Origin of the sequence: Roseateles chitinivorans, from assembly GCF_050632145.1 — a bacterium.
GTDB classification, from domain to species: Bacteria; Pseudomonadota; Gammaproteobacteria; order Burkholderiales; family Burkholderiaceae_C; genus Roseateles; species Roseateles chitinivorans_B.
The window spans coordinates 4383803-4403848 of record NZ_CP192577.1 but is presented as its reverse complement, the minus strand read 5'-3'; the positions used below and the strand labels follow the sequence as shown (position 1 = coordinate 4403848).

Below are 20046 nucleotides of genomic sequence, written 5' to 3'. Positions count from 1 at the left end.
GATCGAGGCGGCAGTGACGGTCGGCAGGGTCATTGGACAGCGCTATCCCAGAATCTGAAAAGAGACGGCGATCGGAGGATCCGGGGTCGCCGTCGAGTCCCCGTCGCACAGGAATGTCGACGGGATAGCGCTATCTTAGGTGGTGCATCCGGGCACCAGATCAGGGATTACGTGGGGTTTCAGGCGTCGCGGATGCCCCGCGTTGGGGTCGCCCCGGCTGTCGTCCGGAGGAGGACAGCGCTATCCTGCTGCCGATGAACGCGCCCTCCTCCAAACGCCGCCGGGCCACCGGCCGAGCCACGCTCCAGGACGTGGCCGTCGCCGCGGGCGTCAGTCCGATCACCGCCTCGCGCGCGCTGCGCGGCGAGCGCAGCGTGGCCGCGGCGCTGGTCGAGCGCGTCACCGCCGCCGTCGCCCAACTGGGCTACGTGCCGGATCCGGCGGCGCGCGCGCTGGCCTCGGCGCGCAGCAACCAGGTGGTGGTGCTGATCCCGTTGCTGTCGAACGCGCTGTTCGTCGATCTGCTCGATGCGGCCCAGCGCACGCTGCTCGCCGCCGGTTACCAGAGCCTGATCGGCGTCACGCACTACGACCCCGAGGAGGAGGAGGCGCTGCTGCGCACCTACCTCATGAACCGGCCCGCGGGCCTGCTGGTCACCGGTTTCGATCGCACCGACGCGTCACGCGCCCTGCTCCAAGGCAGCGGCGTGCCCTGCGTCCACGTGATGGAGAACCGCGGCGAGTCCGGCCTGCATTCGGTCGGTTTCTCGCAGCAGGCGGCCGGTCATGCGATGACCGTCGAACTGGTCCGGCGCGGTTACCGCCGCATCGCCTTCGCCGCGGCGCAGCTGGATCCGCGTACCCTGCAGCGGGCCGAAGGCTATCGCGCCGCGCTGGGCGCCGCACACGATCCGGCGCTGGAGTTCCTGGATGCCGCGCCGTCGTCGCTGGCACTGGGCGCGGCGATGTTCGAGCGCGTGCTGCGCGAGGCGCCCGATGTCGACGCGATCTTCTTCAACAACGACGACCTGGCGCAGGGCGCGCTGCTGCAGGCGCTGCGCCAGGGCGTGCAGGTGCCGGAGCGGGTGGCCGTGGTCGGCTTCAACGACCTCACCGGCGGCGACCAGATGCTGCCGCCGCTGAGCACGGTGCGCACGCCCCGGCGCGAGATCGGCCTGGAGGCGGCCCGGATGCTCGTGGCGCTGATGCGCCACGAGGCGGTGCCCGAGGCCTGCATGGACCTCGGGTTCCAGCTGGTGCTGCGCGAGAGCTGCTGAACCCGCGGCCTCAGTCCGCGATGCCGGGCGTCGGCGTGCCCGGCATCACCACCGGCTGGTCGTGGTCGTGGTCGTGGTCGTGGTCGTGGTCGTGGTCGTGGTCGTGGCCGTGGCCGTGGCCGTCGGGCGTCGCGCTGGCATCCGCCGCCGAGAACACCTTGCGGCCGCGCACCAGGTACGAGTAGATCACCGGCACCACCACCAGCGTCAGGATCGTCGAGGTGATCACGCCGCCGATGATCGCGCGGCCCATCGGGGCCTGGATCTCGCCGCCCTCGTTGAGTGCGATGGCCATCGGCAGCATGCCGAACACCATCGCCGCGGTCGTCATGATGATGGGACGCATCCGGATCAGGCCGGCCTGCAGCAGCGCCTCGGGCACGGACATGTCCTGGTCCTTGCGCAGGTGGTTGGTGAAGTCCACCAGCAGGATGGCGTTCTTGGTCACCAGGCCCATCAGCATCACCAGGCCGATCATCGAGAAGATGTTGAGCGTGGTCTTCCACAGCAGCAGCGCGACCATGACGCCGATCAGGGCCAGCGGCAGCGAGGCCATGATCGCGATCGGCTGCACGAAGCTGCCGAACTGGCTGGCCAGCACGATGTAGATGAAGATCAGCGCCAGGCCCATCGCGATCAGCAGGCCGTTGAAGGCTTCCGCCTGCTGCTTGCCGTCGCCGTCGACCATGAAGCTGATGCCCGGGGGCAGCTGCGTCTCCTTGATCAGCTTCTGCACGTCGGCATTGACGTCGCCGCCCGGGCGGCCCTGCACGCCGGCATACACCGCCTCGCGGCGCTGCAGGTTCTGGCGACGGATCACCTCGGGGTTGAACACCGGCTCGATCGTCGCGACCTGCTCCAGCGAGATCGGCGAGCCGTCCTTGGCGAAGGCCACCGGCAGGTTGCGCATCTGCTCGATGCTCTGGCGCTGCGCCTTGGGCAGGCGCAGCAGCACCTCGACCTGGTTGCCGTCGGGCGTGGTCCAGTAGGTCGCGATGTCGCCGTTGACGTAGGCGCGCAGCGACGAGGCCACCTGCACCGCGTTCAGGCCGAGCTCGCGCACCGCGTTGTCGCGCAGCCTGACCGCGAAGGCCGGCAGGCCGGGCTTGACGGTGGTGTCCACGTCGACCGCGCCCTTGATCTTCTTGACCTTCTCGGCGAAGTCCTTGGCCACCTGCGTCAGCACCTCAGGATCGGAGCCCAGGATCGTCACCCACACCGGCCGGTTGAAGCCGACGCTGACCTCGACGCCGGGGATGCGCGCGATCTCGGCGCGGATCGCGTCCTCGACCTGCGTCTGGGTGCGCTGGCGCAGCTTGCGGTCGACCAGCGCGATGTCCAGGTTGGCCTGGTTGCGGCCGGTCGCCAGGCCCTCGCCGCTGCTGCCGACGACGGTCGCGACGGTCTTGATCTCCGGGAAGGTCGCCAGGATCTCCTCGACCTGCCGCACCTTGGCCTCGCCGCGTTCCAGGCTGGTCGCCACCGGCATGCGCAGCGTCAGGTGGGTGAAGCCCTGGTCGATCTGGGGCTGGAACTCGCTGCCCACCGCCGGGACCAGCAGGATCGCCAGCACGAAGCTGCCCACGCCCGACCAGGCGACGATGCCGCGCGGCGTGATCGTCGCCAGGCGCAGGCGACGCGGCGTGTCCTTCAGGCGCTGTCCCTCGGCCCCGAACGCATGACCGAAGGCCGGCAGCGGGATGCGGAAGCGGCGCGGCGAGAACACCCAGCGCAGCGTCTTCTCGTAGACCGTGTGCAGCACGTCCATGCCGGCGTCGGTGGCGCGGATCAGGTGGCCGATCACCGGCACCTTCTTGACGTAGGTGCTGGGCGGATCGGGCCACACCGACGACAGCATCGGGTCCAGCGTGAAGCTCACGAACAGCGACACCAGCACCGCGACCGCGACGGTGATGCCGAACGGGTAGAAGAACTTGCCGACGATGCCGCCCATGAAGGCGACCGGCACGAACACCGCGCAGATCGCGAAGGTCGTGGCCATCACGGCCAGGCCGATCTCGTTGGTGCCGTCCTCGGCCGCGCGGTGGTGGTCCTTGCCCATGCCGACATGGCGCACGATGTTCTCGCGCACGACGATCGCGTCGTCGATCAGCAGCCCGATGCACAGGCTCAGCGCCATCATCGTCATGAAGTTCAGCGTGAAGCCGAAGGCGTAGATCGCGATGAAGCTGGAGATCACCGAGATCGGCAGCGTCAGCCCGGTGATGATGGTCGAGCGCCAGCTGTGCAGGAACAGGAAGACGATGGCGATCGTCAGCAGCGCGCCCTCGATCAGCGTGTGGCGCAGGCCGTCCAGCGAGTGCTTCACGAAGTCGCTGTTGACGTACACCAAGCGCAGCTCCATGTCCTTGGGCAGCGTCTTGCGCAGTTCCTCGATGGCGACCTTCACCGCCTCGCCGGTCTGGACGATGTTGGCGTCCTGCTGCTTGAAGATGTTGAAGGTGACCGCCGGCTGGCCGTTGATGCGGGCGATGGAATCGAGCTCGCGCTCGCGCTCGCTGAGCGTGCCCAGGTCGCCGAGCGTCAGCGCCAGCTCGCCGCGGCGCGCGACGACGACGTTGACGAACTGCTTCGGATCCTTGACCTTGCCCTCGACGCGCAGCATCGCGTCGTCGTAGCGGTTGGAGATCAGGCCGACCGGCGCGTCGGTGTTGGCCGCGTTCAGCGCGGTGGAGATCTCCGCCGGGATGATGTTGTAGGCGCGCAGCCGGGTCGGGTCGAGGTCGATGCGGACCTCGCGCACGGCCATGCCGCCGACGTCCACCTTGGCCACGCCCTCGACGCGGCCGAGCCGCTTGGAGACGGTCAGGTCCGCCAGCATCGACAGCTCGCGCAGCGTGCGGTTGCCGCTCATCAGCGCGGCCACGATGATGGGCTGCGCGTTCTCGCCCTGGAAGCGCTGCACCATCGGCGGCTTCACCTCGCGCGGGAACTGCGCCTGCGCCAGCGCGACGCGGTCGCGGATCTCCTGCATGCCGCGGTTCATGTCGGCGTTCAGCGAGAACTCGACCGAGGTCTGCACCCGGCCTTCGAAGCTGCGCGACTGCACGCGCTCCACGCCGGCGATGGTGTTGAGCGCCTCCTCGAGCGGCTTGGCCACTTCGCGCTCGACGGCCTCAGGCGAGGCGCCCGGGTACTGGATGTCGATCTGCGCGCCGGGGAAGGTGATGTCGGGCGACTGCTCGACGCCCAGCTTGGAATAGGCGACCAGCCCCAGCACGCACAGCGCGACCATGACCATGGTGGCGAAGACGGGGTTGCGGATCGAGACGCGGGTCATCCACATGGGAGGCTCCTCGGCGGGAATTGTTGTTGTTCTGCTTATTGAGCGGCGTTGCCGCTGGCGGCGGCACTGGCCACGCTGGCCTTGGGCACGCGGATCTCGGCGCGCTCGCCTTCCTTGAGGTTGTCGAAGCGTGCCCCCAGCACCTGCGACTGCGGCGTCACGCCGGCGAGGATCTCGACCCGCCCTTCGCGCGCGTCACGGCGCCCGGTGGTCACGATGCGGCGCACCAGCGTGCCCTTCTCGATCAGCCAGACATGCTCCTGGCCGGACACCGCGCCGATGGCGGTCACCGGCACCGTGAGCCGCGGCTTGTCGTCCGCCAGCTCGACGCGGGCGACCGCGTACTGGCCGGCGCGGAAGCGCTCGCCGGGGTTGTCCAGCGACAGCGTCACCCCGATCGATCGGGTGCCGGGCTCGGCCGCCGGCGAGATGCGTGCGATGCGGGCCGTCACCGGGTCGTCGAAGCCCTCGATCCGCAGCTGCACCGTCATGCCGGGCGACAGCTTGCTGACCTCGTGCATGCCGACCAGGCCGGCCAGTTCCAGCTTGGACAGGTCGACGATGGTCAGCACCGGCTGCTCCGCGGCCACCTTCTCGCCGGGCAGCGTGTGACGCTTGGAGACGATGCCGCTGATCGGCGAGACCAGCGCGGCCTGGCGCAGCAGCACCTCGCTCGTGCCGAGCTGCGCCTTGGCGGACAGCATCTGGCCCTTCGCCGATTCGAGCTGGGCGCGGGAGTTGTCCAGCGCCGTGGGCGCGATGAAGTTCTGGGAGGCCAGACCCTGGTTGGCCTTGTACTGGCGCTCGGATTGCTCGTACATGGCCTGCATGGCCTCGACGCTGGCATTGCGCTCGGCGACCTTGTGCCGCAGCTCCTCCAGGTCCAGTTGGCCCAGCGACTGGCCGGCGCTCACCCGGCTGCCCTCGGCGACCGCGAGGCGGTCCAGGCTGCCCGAGGCCTTGGCGCGGACGATCACCGTGTTCGGCGCGACCAGCGGGCCGGAGAACTCGATGACGCCAGGCATCGTCGCCATCGCCGGCTTGACGATCTCGCCGGCCTGGAACTCCAGCGCCGGTTTCGCCTCGTCCTTCTTCGCGGCAGGAGCGCTGCCCCCGCTCGTGGCATACACGCCGGCGCCGCCCGCGAGGACCGCCACCGCCACACTCGCCAACCACCATTGCTTGCGCATGATCTCCCCCATCCTTCGACACGGGACCACCCAATTGATGATCCTTGAATGCGGCGGAGTGTAGGAATCCCCCAAATGATGCGGCGGCCAGACGCGACGAATTGCAGATTGCGCGTCATGGCCTGCTTTTCTTCGGGACTGAAATTGTCGCGACTGACGGCAGACCGCGTGCAACGGATCCCGCTTCGCGCAGCGCCAATGGCTCCAGGCCCCGACGAGCGCGAAGATTGCGCCGGCCCAGAAGCAGGCGGCATACCCATGACTTTCGGCCAGCCAGGCGCCGCCCAGGCTGCCGAGCACCCCCGAGACGCCGTAGCCCAGCACCGCGTACAGCGCCTGCCCACGGCCCTGCAGGCGCCCGGGGAAGTAGCGCCCGATCAGGCCGATGCAGGCGGTGTGCTGCGCCGCGAAGGTGACGGCATGGCAGCACTGCAGCAGCACCATCGCGGCGAGGCTGGCGCCCAGCCACGCGGTGCCGGCCATGCGCAGCGCCGTCAGCAGCGCGGCGGCGACCAGCCAGTGGTGCAGGTGGTGCTGGCGCACCCAGCGGCCCTGGAACGCGAACCAGCCGATCTCCGCCGCGACCGACACCGCCCACAGCGCCCCCACCTGCCCCTTGCCGTAACCGAGCCGGTCCAGGTAGAGGCTGTAGAACGCGTAGATCGCCGTGTGCGCGAGCACGGTGAAGAACATGCCGAGGAAGAACCAGCCGACCTCGGGCCGGCGCAGCGTGTCGGCGACCGAGACCGGTTCGGGGGCGTCGTGCTGGACGGCGGCGCGCCTGGGGAGCCGCCAGGCGGCGACCACGAGCGCCGACAACCCGACGACGATCGTCAGCGGGAACACGGACATCCCCGCCCGGTCGAACCACCAGCCGCCGCCGACGACCGTCGCCAGGAAACCGACCGAGCCCCACAGGCGCACGCGCCCGTAGCGCTTGGGATCCATGCCGCCGCTGGCGGCGAGCTCGTGCGCGATGAGCGCCTCGTTGAGCGGCGTCACGCAGGCGTTGAAGAAGTACATCAGGAAGACGACCAGCGTCAGCCCGATCACCGGCGCCGCGCCCGAGGCCGCGGTCGCCGGCACCAGCAGCAATCCGAGCGCGCTGACCCAGCAGGCCAGCGCCGCGGCGCGGATCAGTTCGACGCGCCGCCCGCTGCGATCGGCCACCAGGCCCCAGAGATACGGCGCGAACAGCCGCGTCCAGCTCTGCATCGAGACGAGCAGCCCGATCGCGACGACCGGCAGGCCGAGGGACTTGTACCAGAGCGGCGCGAACGGGTTGAACAACCCGATGCTGCCGTAATAGGCGCAGCCGAGCAGCGCGCTGGCGCGCAGCACGCGGCGGCTGTCAGCCACCGTCAGTCACCGTCATTCAGCGCTCGGACGCTGGCCCGCGATGGCGGGGATCGGCAGTTCGACGTCGCCGCACTGCGCGCGGTCCATCAGCACGTGGTCGATGACGACCAGCGCCAGCATCGCCTCGGCGATCGGCGTGGCGCGGATGCCCACGCAGGGATCGTGGCGGCCGAAGGTCTCGACCGTGGTGGGCTCTCCGGCGCGGTTGATCGACGCCTTGGGCGTGCGGATCGAGCTGGTCGGCTTGATCGCGATGGCCACCCGCAGGTCCTGGCCGCTGGAGATCCCGCCCAGCACGCCGCCGGCGTTGTTGGTGGCGAAACCCTCGGGCGTGAGTTCATCGCCGTGCTGGCTGCCCCGCTGGCGCACGCTCTCGAAGCCCGCGCCGATCTCGACGCCCTTGACCGCGTTGATGCCCATCATCGCGTAGGCGATGTCGGCATCGAGCTTGTCGAACAGCGGCTGGCCCAGGCCGGCCGGCATGCCGGTGGCCTCGACCATCAGCCGCGCGCCGACGGAGTCGCCGTCCTTGCGCAGCGCGTCCATGTAGTCCTCGAGCGCCTGGATCTGCGAGACGTTGGCGGCGAAGAACGGGTTCTGGCCGACGTGCTCCCAGCCCTCGAAGGCCAGGTCGATCTCGCCGAGCGCCGTCATGCAGCCGCGGAAGCCGACGCCGAGTTCCTGCTGCAGCCATTTGCGGGCCACCGCGCCGGCCGCCACCATCGGCGCGGTCAGCCGCGCGGACGAGCGCCCGCCGCCGCGGGGATCGCGCAGGCCGTACTTGCGCCAGTAGGTGTAGTCGGCGTGGCCCGGGCGGAAGGTGTCGAGGATGTTGCCGTAGTCCTTGCTGCGCTGGTCCACGTTGCGGATCAGCAGGCAGATCGGCGTGCCGGTGGTCAGGCCTTCGTAGACGCCGGACAGGATCTCGACCTGATCCGGCTCCTGACGCTGCGTCACGTGGCGCGAGGTGCCCGGACGGCGCCGGTCGAGTTCGGGCTGGATGTCCGCCACCGACAGCGCCAGCCCCGGCGGGCAGCCGTCGATCACGCAGCCGATGGCCGGACCGTGGCTCTCGCCGAAGTTGGTGACGCGAAACAAGCTGCCGAAAGTGCTGCCGGACATCTGGAGGACCTGCCGAGGCGAGAAACCGAAGCCGTCGATTCTACGAGCGCCCCCTGCCCCCGCGACTCGTCATGCGCCCCTGCGCCGACCTCACGACCTCATTAAGCGGTCAACTCAGCGCTCGGAGATGACGATGCGTCGGCGCCGCCCTCGGCATCGACGCGCAGGGTGGCATCCGAGCCGGCCTCCGCGAGGAGACCGGCGCCGAGGTCTGTCGCCGCTTCGCCGCGCGCGATGCGCGCCTGCGCCTCGGGATCGCGCTCGAACACCGCGATCGATTCGACGTGCGCCGTGTGCGGGAACATGTTCACCGCGCCCGCCTTCGTGCAGCGGTAACCGGCCACGTGGACCAGCAGCCCCGCATCGCGCGCCAGCGTCGACGGCGCGCACGACACGTAGACGATGCGCTCGGGCGGCGTCCAGCCGGGCGCCAGCGACGGATCCTTGACCAGGTCGGCCAGCGCCTTCACCAGCGCGAACGCGCCCTCGCGCGGCGGATCGATCAGCCAGCGGTCGGACACGCCGTCGGCGGCCAGCAGCTGCGGCGTCATCTCGAACAGGTTGCGCGCGACGAAGCTCGCCTTGCCGGCCAGGCCGTTGCGCACCGCGTTCTCGCGCGAACGCTGCACCAGCGCCTCGCTGCCCTCGATGCCCAGCACCTCGCGCGCCTGCGTGGCCAGCGGCAGCGTGAAATTGCCGAGACCGCAGAACCAGTCGATGACGCGCTCCTCCTTCTGCACGCCCAGCAGCCGCAACGCGCGCCCGACCAGCACCGTGTTGATGTGGTGGTTGACCTGCGTGAAGTCGGTCGGCTTGAACGGCATCAGCACGCCGAATTCCGGCAGCGTGTAGGCCAGCTCGGGACCGTCCTTGTCGAGCAGGTGCACCGTGTCCGGTCCCTTGGGCTGCAGCCACCATTGCACGCCGTGTTCAGCGGCGAAGACGCGCAGCTTGGCGATGTCTCCCGCGCTCAGCGGTTCCAGGTGGCGCAGCACCAGCGCGATGACCTGCGTGCCGTCGGTGTCGCCGATGGCGAGCTCGATCTGCGGCAGCCGGTCGCGCGCGTCCATCGCGCCGACGAGCTCGCGCAGCGGCATCAGCATCGCGCTGATCTTCTCCGGCAGCACCTTGCAGACCTGCATGTCGGCGATGTAGCGGCTCTTGCGCTCATGGAAGCCGACCAGCACGTGGCCCTTCTTCGGCACATAACGGACCGACAGGCGCGCGCGATAGCGGTAACCGGTGGCCGGGCCCTCGATCGGACGCAGCAGCGATTCGGTCTTCACCTTGCCGAGGTGCCAGAGGTTGTCCTCCAGCACGCGCTGCTTGACGGCGACCTGGGCGCCAGGATGCAGATGCTGCATCTTGCAGCCGCCGCAGGCGCCGGGATGCAGGCCGAAATGGGGGCAGACGGGGCGCACGCGTTGCGAGCTCTCGCGACGCATCGCGACCAGCACGGCCTGCTCCCACTTGTTCTTCTTGCGGCCGACGGAAACCTGGACTTCCTCGCCGGGCAAGGCGCCCTCGATGAACACCACCTTGCCTTCGCTGTTGTGGGCGACGCCCTGCGCTTCAAGGTCCAGCGAGTCGACCTTCAGCCATTCCGATACATCAGTCATGGGGGCGCATTATCCCAGCGCCGCGCGGCCTGGCCGCCGCCGCTCCCGCGACGACGATCCGGATCAGGGCGCCGAGCCGCGGAACGTCCCCGTGTCCGGCCGGGGGCGTGTCGCGGGCTCAGAAGATCGAATCGCGGCTGATGCCCTGCCGCATCATGTTGCGCTTGAGCTTGGCGAGCGCCTCGATCTGGATCTGCCGGATGCGTTCACGCGTCAGGCTGAGCCGCACGGCGAGGATGTCGAGCGTCTCGGGCTCGCGGTCCGCGAGGCCGTAACGACCGGCGAGCACCTCGCGCTCGCGGTCGCTGAGCGAGGCCAGCCCGCCCTTGAGCAGGTCCTCGAGTTCATGGCTCAGGCGATGCCCCGCCGGATCGACCGCCTGCTCGTCCGCGACCAGGTCCAGCATGGACTCGCCGCCTTCGCCGTTGCGGTCGACCGGCGAATCCAGCGAGCTCGGCAATTCCGCGTAGGCCAGCAGTTCGGCCACCTCCTGGACCGGCCGACCGAGCGCCTGCGCGACATCTTCCGCGCGCACGCCGCCTTCGCCGCCACGCTGCGCCGCGAGCGACTCCAGCGCGCGACGCGCCTTCAGCACCTGGTTGAGCTCGCGCACGATGTGCACCGGCAGCCGGACCAGGCGCGCCTGATGCATCAGCGCGCGTTCCACCGCCTGGCGGATCCACCAGCTGGCGTAGGTCGAGAAACGGAAGCCGCGTTCAGGCTCGAACTTGCCGATCGCATGCATCAGGCCGAGGTTGCCCTCCTCGATGAGATCGCTCATCGGCAGGCCGCGGCCCAGGTAGTTCTTGGCGATGCTGACGACCAGCCGCAGGTTGTGCTCGATCATCGCCTGGCGCGCCTGGAAGTCGCCGGCGCGCGCCTTCACGGCGGTGTCGTACTCCTCCTGCGGCGTCAGCAGCGGCGTGCGCCGGATGTCGCGCAGGTAGGCCTGCAGGGCGTTGGTGGCGTCGCCGTCGGCCGGGCCGAGGTCGCCCTTGCCGGACTTGGCCTTCTTGCCGTCCTCGGACTCGACGCCGCGCAGGACGCGGACATCGTCGTCATCGTCGGTCGCGGCTTCGGCCGCGCCGGGCGCCGCGTCGTCGTCGCGCGACGCGGGCTCGCGCTCACCGTCGTGATCGTGGCCGTCGGGGTGATCGTGAGCGCCGTGGCCGTCGCGGCCGTCGTCATGGGCCGCCTCGTGCGCGGCGTCATGTCCGGCGTCATGTCCGGCGTCATGCACGGCCTCGTGGCCATCGGCGGCCAGCTCGGGCGGCAGCTTGAAGCGGCCGGGATGAACGGGTCGATCCAGGCCGTCAGGCAGAAGTCCGTCAGTCGAAGAGGCGCGATGCAATGTCATGTTGCGGCGCCTCCTTGAGCGCCTCTAGCGCGCGGGCAACAACTTGGACGGATCGATCGGCTTGCCTTGCTTGCGCACTTCGAAGTGCAGCTTCACCGAATCCGCGTCGCTGGAACCCATCTCGGCGATCTTCTGGCCCTTGCGCACCACCTGGTCTTCCTTGACCAGCAGGGTCTGGTTGTGCGCGTAAGCCGTCAGATAGTTCGTGCTGTGCTTGATGATGATCATGTTGCCGTATCCGCGCAACCCCGCGCCCGCATACATCACGCGGCCATCGGCGGCGGCGAAGACCGGATCGCCGGCCTTGCCGGAGAAGGCCATGCCCTTGTTGCGGACCTCGTCGAAGCCGGCTGCCACACTGCCGGACGCGGGCCAGCCCCAGCTGATGTCATCGTCGTCCTTGGCGGCCAGGGGCACGCTCGGGGCGGCGGTGGCACTGGCCGGCGCGGACGCCGCGGCGGTCGTCGTCGCCGGAGCCGGGGACTTGCCATCCAGCGGCCGCGTCTCCACCTTGGAGGTCACCAGCGGCTTCGTGGTCACGGCGCCCGGGTCGAGACCCGGCGGCACCACGCGCAAGACCTGACCCACCTCGACCAGGTTGGGGTTGTCCATGCCGTTCCATCTCGCCACCTCGCGCCAGCCCTGGCCGTTGTCCATCGCGATGCGGATCAGCGTGTCGCCGGGCTTGACCGTGTAGTAGCCGGGCTTGCCGGCGTTCTCGGCGCCGGGCAGCGGTTTCGACTCCGGGGCCGGCGTGACCGCCGTGCCGGGAATGACGGCGGGCGCGCCCTTGCCGACGGGGCGGTCCTCCACCGGAGCGCGGTGCGGGGTGTTCTGGCAGCCCGTGAGCGCGAGCACCGCCACGGAGACCCAGAGCAGCGGGGAACGGAAGAGTGGTTGCATGCGCGAAGTTGTCATATGGAAAGCCGAAGCGCGGAAGCCGCCAAGCGACAGACGGTGGCCGGCGCGCTACAGGACCCCTGATTTTAGGGGCACGAACAGGACGGCCTCATGCAGGCTGCGCAGGAAACGCGAGCCCGCGGCGTCGCGGACATGATCGATCAGGACCAGGACTTGCCCCCGGCCGCTGGGCGCGGTCATCGGCGCGACCAGCCGGCCGCCGGGCGCGAGCTGGTCCAGCCAGGCCTGCGGGATGTCGTCGCCGCCGGCCGCGGAGATGATGCTGTCGTAGGGCGCCGACGGCCGATGGCCGAGCATGCCGTCCCCGTACACGAGCCGGATCTGGTGATGGCCGACGAGGTTGGCGCGCGCCTTGTCGTGCAAGGGCTTGAGCCGCTCGACCGACACCACCTGCCTGGCCAGCTGCATCAGCAGCGCGGCCTGGTAGCCGCAGCCGGTGCCGATCTCGAGCACCTTGCCCAGATGGCCGCGCTGACGCGCGCCCGGAGCGTCCAGCATCAAGGCCATCATCCGGCCGACGACGGACGGCTTGGAGATCGTCTGGCCGTGCCCGATCGGCAGGCTCGTGTCCTCGTAGGCCTGGGTGGCGAGCGCGGAGTCGACGAAGTGGTGGCGCTGCACGGTGGCCAGCGCCTGAAGCACGCGGTCGTCGGACAGTCCTTCGCGGCGCAGCCGCTCGACCATGCGCTGGCGCACGCCGGCCGAATCGAGGCCCAGCCCGATCGGCGTGGTCTGCCGCGCCTTGATGGCGGCGGCCTGCTGCCAGTGGCCCTGCGGCTTCAGCGGCTCGCGCGCCTCGGCGGCCGCGGCCGCGGCCGGGGCACCGGGCCGGGTCGATCCGAGCTTGTCCAGCGACAGCGGAAAACGCTTGGGCCGGGGCGGCAACGAGGTCATGGACGGCCGTCGGTCTGCAGTTGCTGGCGCCAGTGGCCCAGCGTCGCGTGTTCGGTGAGGTCGACCTGCAGCGGCGTGACCGACACGGCGCCGTTGGCGGTCGCGTGGAAGTCGGTGCCCTCGCCCGCCTCGCGCTCGGCGCCGGCGGGGCCGATCCAGTAGATCATGTCGCCGCGCGGGCTGCGCTGCTGGATCGTGGCTTCGCTGGCGTGGCGGCGGCCCAGGCGGGTGATGCGACGCGGCAGCGACGTGGCGTCCGCGCGGTTCGGGATGTTGACGCTCAGCAGGAAGGCCTTGTCGAGCCCGCCGGCGATGACGTCCTGGATCAGCGTCCGCATCACGGCCGTGGCGGCGTCCAGGTGACCCCAGCCCTTCTCGACCTGCGAAAACGCGATGGAGGGCACTCCGAAGAGGTAGCCCTCGGTGGCGGCGGCGACCGTGCCCGAATAGAGCGTGTCGTCGCCCATGTTGGCGCCGTTGTTGATGCCGGACAGCACCAGGTCGGGCTTGTAGTCCAGCAGCCCGGTCAGGGCCAGGTGGACGCAGTCCGACGGCGTGCCGTTGACATAGCGGAAGCCGTTGGAGGCCGTGTAGACCGACAGCGGCCGGTGCAGCGTGAGCGAGTTGGACGTGCCGCTGGCGTTCTGCTCGGGGGCGATGACTTCCACCGTGCCGAGCCCTTCGCAGGCACGGACCAGGGCGGCGAGTCCGGGGGCCAGATAGCCGTCGTCGTTGGCGATGAGGATGCGCATGGGCGGCATTGTAGGCAGGCCGTCACCCCGGCGACGCGAGGGTCCACCCGTGCTGCCTATCATGCGCCCGGCGACCCTGCGGCCACCCCGCCGCAGCGACTCCGCAGTGGATTGCGGACCCATCGGAACGAGGAGACGAGACATGAAGGCATGGCTGTGCGAGAACCCGGTCGGCGTCGAGGCGCTGCAGTGGAAGGACCTGCCCTCCCCGGCCCCCGGCCCGGGCCAGCTGAAGGTGTCGATCAAGGCGGCGAGCCTGAACTTCCCCGACCTGCTGATCATCCAGAACAAGTACCAGATGAAGCCGCCGCTGCCCTTCGTGCCGGGCACCGAGTTCGCCGGCATCGTCGAGGCGGTCGGCGACGGCGTGACCGGCTTCAAGCCGGGCGACGCGGTGGCGGCATTCACCGGCACCGGCGGCTTCGGCACCGAGGCGCTGGTGCCCGCGGCGCTGGCGCTGCCGCTGCCCCCGGGTTTCCCCTTCGAGGACGCCGCGGCCTTCATCTGCACCTACGCGACCAGCCATCACGCGCTGATCGACCGCGGCGCGCTCCAGCCCGGCGAGACGGTGCTCATCCTGGGCGCGGCGGGCGGCGTCGGCACGGCGGCGATCCAGATCGCCAAGGCGGCCGGGGCGCGGGTGATCGCGGCGGCCTCGTCGGACGAGAAGTGCGCACGTTGTCGCGAGATCGGCGCCGATGCCACGATCAACTACGCCAGCGGCTCGCTGCGCGACGAGATCAAGGCCCTGACCGAGGGCAAGGGCCCGGACGTCATCTACGACCCGGTCGGCGGCGACCTGGCCGAGGCGGCCTTCCGCTCGATCGGCTGGCGCGGGCGTTACCTGGTCGTCGGCTTCGCGCAGGGCAGCATCCCGGCGCTGCCGCTGAACCTGGCGCTGCTCAAGGGCGCGTCGCTGGTCGGCGTCTTCTGGGGAGAATTCGCCAAGCGCGAACCCAAGCGCAACGCCGCGATGATGATGACCCTCGCCCAGTGGTACGCGGCGGGCAAGATCCGGCCGGTCATCGACCAGGTGCTGCCGATGGAGGAGCTGCCGCGGGCCTTCGCGCGCATGGCGTCGCGGCAGGTGGTGGGCAAGCTGGTGGTGGTGAACGGCTGAGCGCGGACCGCCCGCCGGCTGACCGGCAGCAGACCGCCGGTCGACGGACGGGCGACCGTCCACCGACACCCTGTTTCACGGGGCATCCAAGCCTGGGGGCGCTGCTAGGATGCGGCCAGCTATCGCTCCCCACACCATGGCCGTCAAAGTTCTCATCGTCGAAGACAACCCCGTCGCCCGCAGCTTCCTGTGCCGCGTGGTGCGTGAAAGCTTCAGCGACGGCATGGAGATCACCGAGGCCGGCGACCTGGAAGGCGCCCGCCGCAATCTGGCCAAGGTGGAGGCCGAGTCGCCCGCCACGGGCTACAAGCTGATCCTGATCGACCTGGAGTTGCCGGACGGCAACGGGATGGAGTTCCTGGGCGAGCTCGCCGGCAAGCCGGCGGTCAAGATCGTGACGACGCTGTATTCCGACGACGACCACCTCTTCCCCGCCCTGCAGCGCGGCGCCGACGGCTACCTGCTGAAGGAAGACCGCTTCGAGGTGCTGGTGGAAGAGCTGCAGCGCATCGTGCGCGGCCAGCCGCCGCTGTCGCCGGCGATCGCGCGGCGGCTGCTGTCGCACTTCCGTCCGGGCTCGACCGGCGATTCGGGCCCGATGGGGCTGAACTCCGGCTTCGGCAGCCTGACCTCGTCGGCCACGCCCAGCACGCGCGGCGTCACGCTGGATCCGGTGCCCGAATGGGAACGCCTGACCCCGCGCGAGAACGAGGTGCTGACCTACCTCAGCAAGGGCTTCACGATCAAGGAGATCGCGAACCTGATGGGCATCAAGTGGTTCACCGTCAACGACCACATCAAGAGCATCTACAAGAAGCTCAACGTGTCCAGCCGCGCGGAAGCGGCGGTGCTGGCGTCCAAGCAGGGCCTGGTCTGAGACGCAGCCCCGCTTTTCACGGGGCCGCGGCCGATCACCACCGATATCCCGCCTTGGCGTAGTACTGGCGCCCGTTCGCGCCGAACGGCGAGAACTGGTTGTAGGCCAGGATGCCGCCGATGGCGTTGGCCGTGATCACCCGATCGGGGTAGCGGTTGGTGACGTTGTCGACACCGGCGCTGAGCGACCAGGCGCCCTGCTCCCACCCCGCCGACAGATCGAGCAGCCACGCCGGCCCGAAGGTCTGGTCGTTGGCCGCGTTGGACTGGCGGATCACGAAGCTGCCGTAACGGCTCGCCGCCGCGCGACCTATCCATGGGCCGAAGCGATGCTCGGCGCCCAGCACCAGCTTGTCCTTCGGCGACCCGATCGTCGCGCGCGCCAGCGAGACGCGGTCGATCAGCTCCAGGCTGTTGGCGGTCAGGATGGCCGGGTTGTCGTCGACGTGCCGGATCGAGTTCCTGTTGTGGTTGTAGGCCACCGTGTACTGGCCGCGGCCCGCGCCGCCCCAGTCCTGCTGCCAGGTGCTCACGATGTCCACGCCGCGCGTGCGCGTGTCCAGCGCGTTGGTGAAGTAGCGTCCCGCACTGACCAGCACGCCCTGCGCCGCCAGCTGGTTGCGCAGCGCGGCGGGCAGCGTCAGGTTGGCCGACAGCAGGATGCGGTCGTCGATGTCGATCTGGTAGACGTCGACGGTGGTCTGCCACTGCGCCAGCGGCTGCAGCAGCAGGCCGAGGCTCAGGTTGCGCGACTTCTCCGCCTTCAGCGGCTTGGCGCCGAGCGCCGCCGCGGCGGCCGATTCGACCGGGAAGGTGCCCGCATCGACCAGCGCCCCATTGATCAGGTTGGTCGACGTGGTCGCGAAGTACTGCTGCGCCAGCGACGGTGCGCGGAAGCCGGTGGACACGGTGCCGCGCAGCGCGACGGCCGGCGACCAGGCATAGCGGCCGGACAGCTTGGCCGAGGTCGCGTTGCCGAAATCGTTGTAGTGCTCGGCCCGCAGCGCGGCGGAGGCGCTGAAGGCCTTCGTCACCTGGCCTTCGAGGCTGGCGTAGGCGGCGATGTCGTGACGCGAATGCGCGCCGGCGTTGCTCGGCTGGAAGCCGGGGAAGCCGGACGCGCCACCGCTCTGGTACGACGCGGGTTCGCCGGCGTCGATCTCGTAGCGCTCGCGGCGGGCTTCGGCGCCGAACGCCAGGGTCCACGGCGTGGCGAGGCCGAGATCGACCTCGCGCGACAGGTCCAGGTTCAGCACCGTCTGCTGGTTGCTGAGCCGGCCGGCGTCGAAGCGGGTCGGGCTCGCGTTGCCCAGCGAGTAGTTGGCCGTGTTGGTCACGTCGATGTCGAAGCGGTTGCGGCCATGGTTGAGGCTCGCGTCCCAGGACCAGCCGGCGAGTTCGCCGCGCAGGCCGGCGACGATGCCGGTGTCGACGGTGGTGCTGTCCTGCAGCGGCAGGAACCCTTCGGGGTACAGCCCCGCGACGTTGTTGGCCACGGCGGTCGCGCGGGTGCGCCAGAACGCGGCGGAGACCGTGTCGCGATGGCTGAGCGTGGCGACGGCATACGCCTGCAGGCTGCCGGTCAGCGCGATTTCGGCGTTGATCACGGCGGACTGCTGATGGCTGTCCGGATCGCCGAGGCGGTTGTTGACCTGGCCCAGGCGCGGCTCGGTCGCCGCGTCGCGCGTGTCGACGCCGGCGCGGTTGGTGCGCTGCTGATGGCGGTTCTCGAGCGCGAAGCGCACCCAGCCGTCCTGGCCCAGCGCAAAGCCGGCGCTGGCCGATTCGGTATGACGGAAGCCGTCGCCGGCGTCGGTCTGGCCGACCTCGGCGCTGACGCTGCCGCCCTTGGCGCCCTTCTTCAGCACGATGTTGATCACGCCGGCGATCGCGTCGGAGCCGTACTGGGCGGCGGCGCCGTCACGCAGCACTTCGACCCGCTCGATGGCGGCGAACGGGATGGTGTTCAGGTCCACCGGCGCGGAGCCGCGCCCCTGCGTGCCGTTGATGTTCACGACCGCGGTCGTGTGGCGGCGCTTGCCGTCGATCAGCACCAGGGTCTGGTCCGGCGAGAGCCCGCGCAGCTGCGCGGGCCGCACGGCGTCGGAGGCGTCGGTCAGCGACGGACGCGGGAAGTTCAACGACGGCAGCAGCTGCCCGAGCGCAGTCGCGAGTTCCGAGGTGCCGGTGCGTTGCAGATCGGCCACGCTGAGGACGTCGACGGGCGATTCGGACTCCGCGACCGTCCGATTCACGCGACGCGTGCCGGTCACGACGACCTGCTGGAGCTGGTCGCCGGCGGCGGCCGACGGCGACGCCGTCTGGGTTTGGGTCTGAGCCTGAGCCTGAGCCTGAGCCTGAGCCTGAGCCTGGGCCTGGGCCTGGGCCTGGGCAGCCGGTACGAGGCTGGCGATGGCGGCGAGCGCGACGGCGCTCAGCGGCATTCCGGAGATCAGCGGGCGGGGGGACGAACGAAGGGACATGGGGGCTTTCGGGGATTCATCAGTCACGACAACCTCATAGCCTGCGGGCGTTGGCGTGCCCGGCCAACGAAGCGCGCCGCACAAGCAAATGCGAAGGACGAGCTTTCAGTTCTTTCAATCGTTCAATCCCTATCGCAGCTGCGTCAGCACCACCGCCAGCGTCCCCAGCGACAGCACGGTGGACACCAGCGTCGTGGTCGACGACACCCCGACGTCCCGCCGGTAGAACTCCGCCAGCATGAACGGGCCGGTGCCGGTGGGCAGCGCGGCGAGCAGCACGGCGGCGTCCGCGCTGCGCGGCGGCAGCAGGAACACATGGTTGGCCAGCCACCAGGTCAGGCCCGGCAGCGCCAGCAGCTTGACCGCCACGAGCGCCCAGGCGGTGCCGCGGTCGGCGCGGCGCACCGGGCAGTCCGCAAGGAACACCCCCAGCGCCACCAGCGCGCACGGCGTCGCCGCCTGACCGAGCAGTTGCAGGAAGGTGTGCGCCACGGCCGGCAGCGCAACACCTGTCCCCGACCAGACCGCGCCGAGCAGCGGCGACAGCACCAGCGGATGTTTGAGCGAGCGCCACAGCGCCGCCCCCACGCGGCTGGCACGGCTGCGACCGCCGCCCTGCAAGCCGAGTTCGATCAGCACGATCGCCACCGAGAACAGCACGCACACGACGATCAAGGTCGCGATCGTCGCCTCGACCTGGCTGCCGCGACCGAAGACCAGCAGGCACAGCGGCAATCCCACATAGCCGGTGTTCGAGTACGACGCCGCCACGGCCTCGACCGAGGCGTCCGCCATCGGACGTCCGCCGCGCCATCGGATCACGAAGACCGACGCGAAGATCACCGCCGTTGCCAGTCCGAAGGCACCGACGAAGCCCGGCTGCCACAACGCCGTCCAGCTGCTGTGCGCGGTGATGTCGAACAGCAGGGCCGGCAGCGCGAGCCACACGACGAAGGCGTTGAGCACGCTCGCCGCGTGGCCGTCGAGCAGCGACAACCGCCTCGCGCCGTAACCCGCCGCGATCAGGCCGAAAAGCGGGAGGAGGATGCTCAGCGTCGCGGGCATGCCGTCATTCGACCGGTCGCACGGCCTTCACACCGCCGGGCGCTGGGTCTCGCCCCAGTGCGGATTGATCAGCGCGAAGGTCTCGTGATCGCGCCAGGCGCCGTCGATGAACAGGTAGCGCGGGCTGAAGCCCTCGCGGCGGAAGCCCAGGCGCTCCAGCACGCGACGGCTGCGCGCGTTCTCCGGCCTCACCGAGGCCTGCAGGCGATGCAGCGACACCGCCGGCCCGAAGACCTCGTCGATCAGGTGCTTCAGTGCCTCCTGCATCAGGCCACCGCCGACACAGCCCACGTCCAGGCTGTAGCCCAGCATCGCGCTCTGGAACACGCCGCGCACCACCTCGGACACCGCGCACACGCCGATCACGCGGTCCGGCGCATCGGCCAGCGACAGCCAGTAGCGCCAGATCGTGCCCGCGTCGAAGGCGGCTTCTTCGCGGGCCAGGCGGATCCGCGTGACGTCCAGCTCCCAATGGTCCGCCGGCCGCGTCGGATCCCAACGGGCGAAGTGCGCGAGGTTGCGCGACTGGAAGTCGATCGTCGCCTCGGCCAGCGCGGGCGTGGAGGCCCGCATCAGCAGGCGACCGGTCCGCAGCAGCTTGAGCGGGGACCCGGGCCGGAAGCCGGCGGGCGGATCGGCCGGAACGTCGGCCGGCGATTCAACAGGTGGAACAGGCATGGCGCAACTGTAGTCGCCCGCTCCGT

14 protein-coding genes are annotated in these 20046 nt (G+C 70.0%); 3 read left to right on the top strand and 11 right to left on the bottom strand.

Annotated elements, in window-relative coordinates; genetic code table 11:
• Positions 1-254: 254 nt before the first annotated feature.
• On the top strand, positions 255-1277 hold the full coding sequence (locus ACQ86G_RS20225) for a LacI family DNA-binding transcriptional regulator (RefSeq protein ID WP_431256999.1): 1023 nt from the start codon (positions 255-257) through the stop codon (positions 1275-1277).
• A gap of 10 nt (positions 1278-1287) precedes the next feature.
• On the opposite strand, the gene ACQ86G_RS20220 is transcribed toward ACQ86G_RS20225, so the two are convergent.
• The 8 genes from ACQ86G_RS20220 to surE form a co-directional block, all read right to left on the bottom strand.
• The gene (locus ACQ86G_RS20220; protein WP_431256998.1) at positions 1288-4584 is read right to left on the bottom strand and encodes an efflux RND transporter permease subunit; all 3297 of its coding nucleotides are present in this window, start codon (positions 4582-4584) and stop codon (positions 1288-1290) included.
• 35 nt (positions 4585-4619) lie between these two features.
• Positions 4620-7133 (bottom strand): efflux RND transporter periplasmic adaptor subunit, encoded by a 2514-nt coding sequence (locus tag ACQ86G_RS20215; RefSeq protein ID WP_431256997.1) that lies wholly within the window; start codon positions 7131-7133, stop codon positions 4620-4622.
• Positions 7134-7145: 12 nt separating this feature from the next.
• Positions 7146-8255, bottom strand: coding sequence for a chorismate synthase (gene aroC, locus ACQ86G_RS20210; protein ID WP_431256996.1), 1110 nt, complete (start codon positions 8253-8255; stop codon positions 7146-7148).
• Between the two features lie 101 nt (positions 8256-8356).
• The gene (rlmD, locus tag ACQ86G_RS20205) at positions 8357-9874 is read right to left on the bottom strand and encodes a 23S rRNA (uracil(1939)-C(5))-methyltransferase RlmD (protein WP_431256995.1); all 1518 of its coding nucleotides are present in this window, start codon (positions 9872-9874) and stop codon (positions 8357-8359) included.
• A 118-nt stretch (positions 9875-9992) separates the two neighbouring features.
• Positions 9993-11231, bottom strand: a complete 1239-nt coding sequence (gene rpoS / locus ACQ86G_RS20200; RefSeq protein ID WP_431256994.1) for an RNA polymerase sigma factor RpoS — start codon at positions 11229-11231, stop codon at positions 9993-9995.
• 24 nt (positions 11232-11255) lie between these two features.
• A complete protein-coding gene (locus ACQ86G_RS20195) occupies positions 11256-12134 on the bottom strand; it encodes a peptidoglycan DD-metalloendopeptidase family protein (protein WP_431256993.1) in 879 nt (292 codons plus the stop codon).
• A gap of 66 nt (positions 12135-12200) precedes the next feature.
• The gene (locus tag ACQ86G_RS20190; RefSeq protein WP_431256992.1) at positions 12201-13046 is read right to left on the bottom strand and encodes a protein-L-isoaspartate(D-aspartate) O-methyltransferase; all 846 of its coding nucleotides are present in this window, start codon (positions 13044-13046) and stop codon (positions 12201-12203) included.
• Complete coding sequence (surE, locus tag ACQ86G_RS20185) at positions 13043-13798, bottom strand: 5'/3'-nucleotidase SurE (protein ID WP_431256991.1); 756 nt, start codon at positions 13796-13798, stop codon at positions 13043-13045. The genes ACQ86G_RS20190 and surE overlap by 4 nt, the downstream gene beginning before the upstream one ends.
• 142 nt (positions 13799-13940) lie before the next feature.
• Between surE and ACQ86G_RS20180 the strand changes: the two genes are divergently transcribed.
• Positions 13941-14918 carry an NADPH:quinone oxidoreductase family protein gene (locus tag ACQ86G_RS20180; protein WP_431256990.1) on the top strand — a complete coding sequence of 326 codons (978 nt, stop codon included), beginning with the start codon at positions 13941-13943 and terminating at the stop codon, positions 14916-14918.
• Between the two features lie 136 nt (positions 14919-15054).
• Positions 15055-15795: a LuxR C-terminal-related transcriptional regulator gene (locus tag ACQ86G_RS20175; RefSeq protein ID WP_431256989.1), complete on the top strand. Its 741-nt coding sequence runs from the start codon at positions 15055-15057 to the stop codon at positions 15793-15795.
• 34 nt (positions 15796-15829) lie between these two features.
• On the opposite strand, the gene ACQ86G_RS20170 is transcribed toward ACQ86G_RS20175, so the two are convergent.
• The 3 genes from ACQ86G_RS20170 to ACQ86G_RS20160 all read right to left on the bottom strand — a co-directional run bounded on the left by ACQ86G_RS20170 (position 15830) and on the right by ACQ86G_RS20160 (position 20020).
• Positions 15830-18277 (bottom strand): TonB-dependent receptor plug domain-containing protein, encoded by a 2448-nt coding sequence (locus ACQ86G_RS20170; protein ID WP_431256988.1) that lies wholly within the window; start codon positions 18275-18277, stop codon positions 15830-15832.
• A 129-nt stretch (positions 18278-18406) separates the two neighbouring features.
• Positions 18407-19342 (bottom strand): AEC family transporter, encoded by a 936-nt coding sequence (locus ACQ86G_RS20165; protein ID WP_431256987.1) that lies wholly within the window; start codon positions 19340-19342, stop codon positions 18407-18409.
• 27 nt (positions 19343-19369) lie between these two features.
• Positions 19370-20020: a GNAT family N-acetyltransferase gene (locus ACQ86G_RS20160; protein ID WP_431256986.1), complete on the bottom strand. Its 651-nt coding sequence runs from the start codon at positions 20018-20020 to the stop codon at positions 19370-19372.
• Positions 20021-20046: the final 26 nt, after the last annotated feature.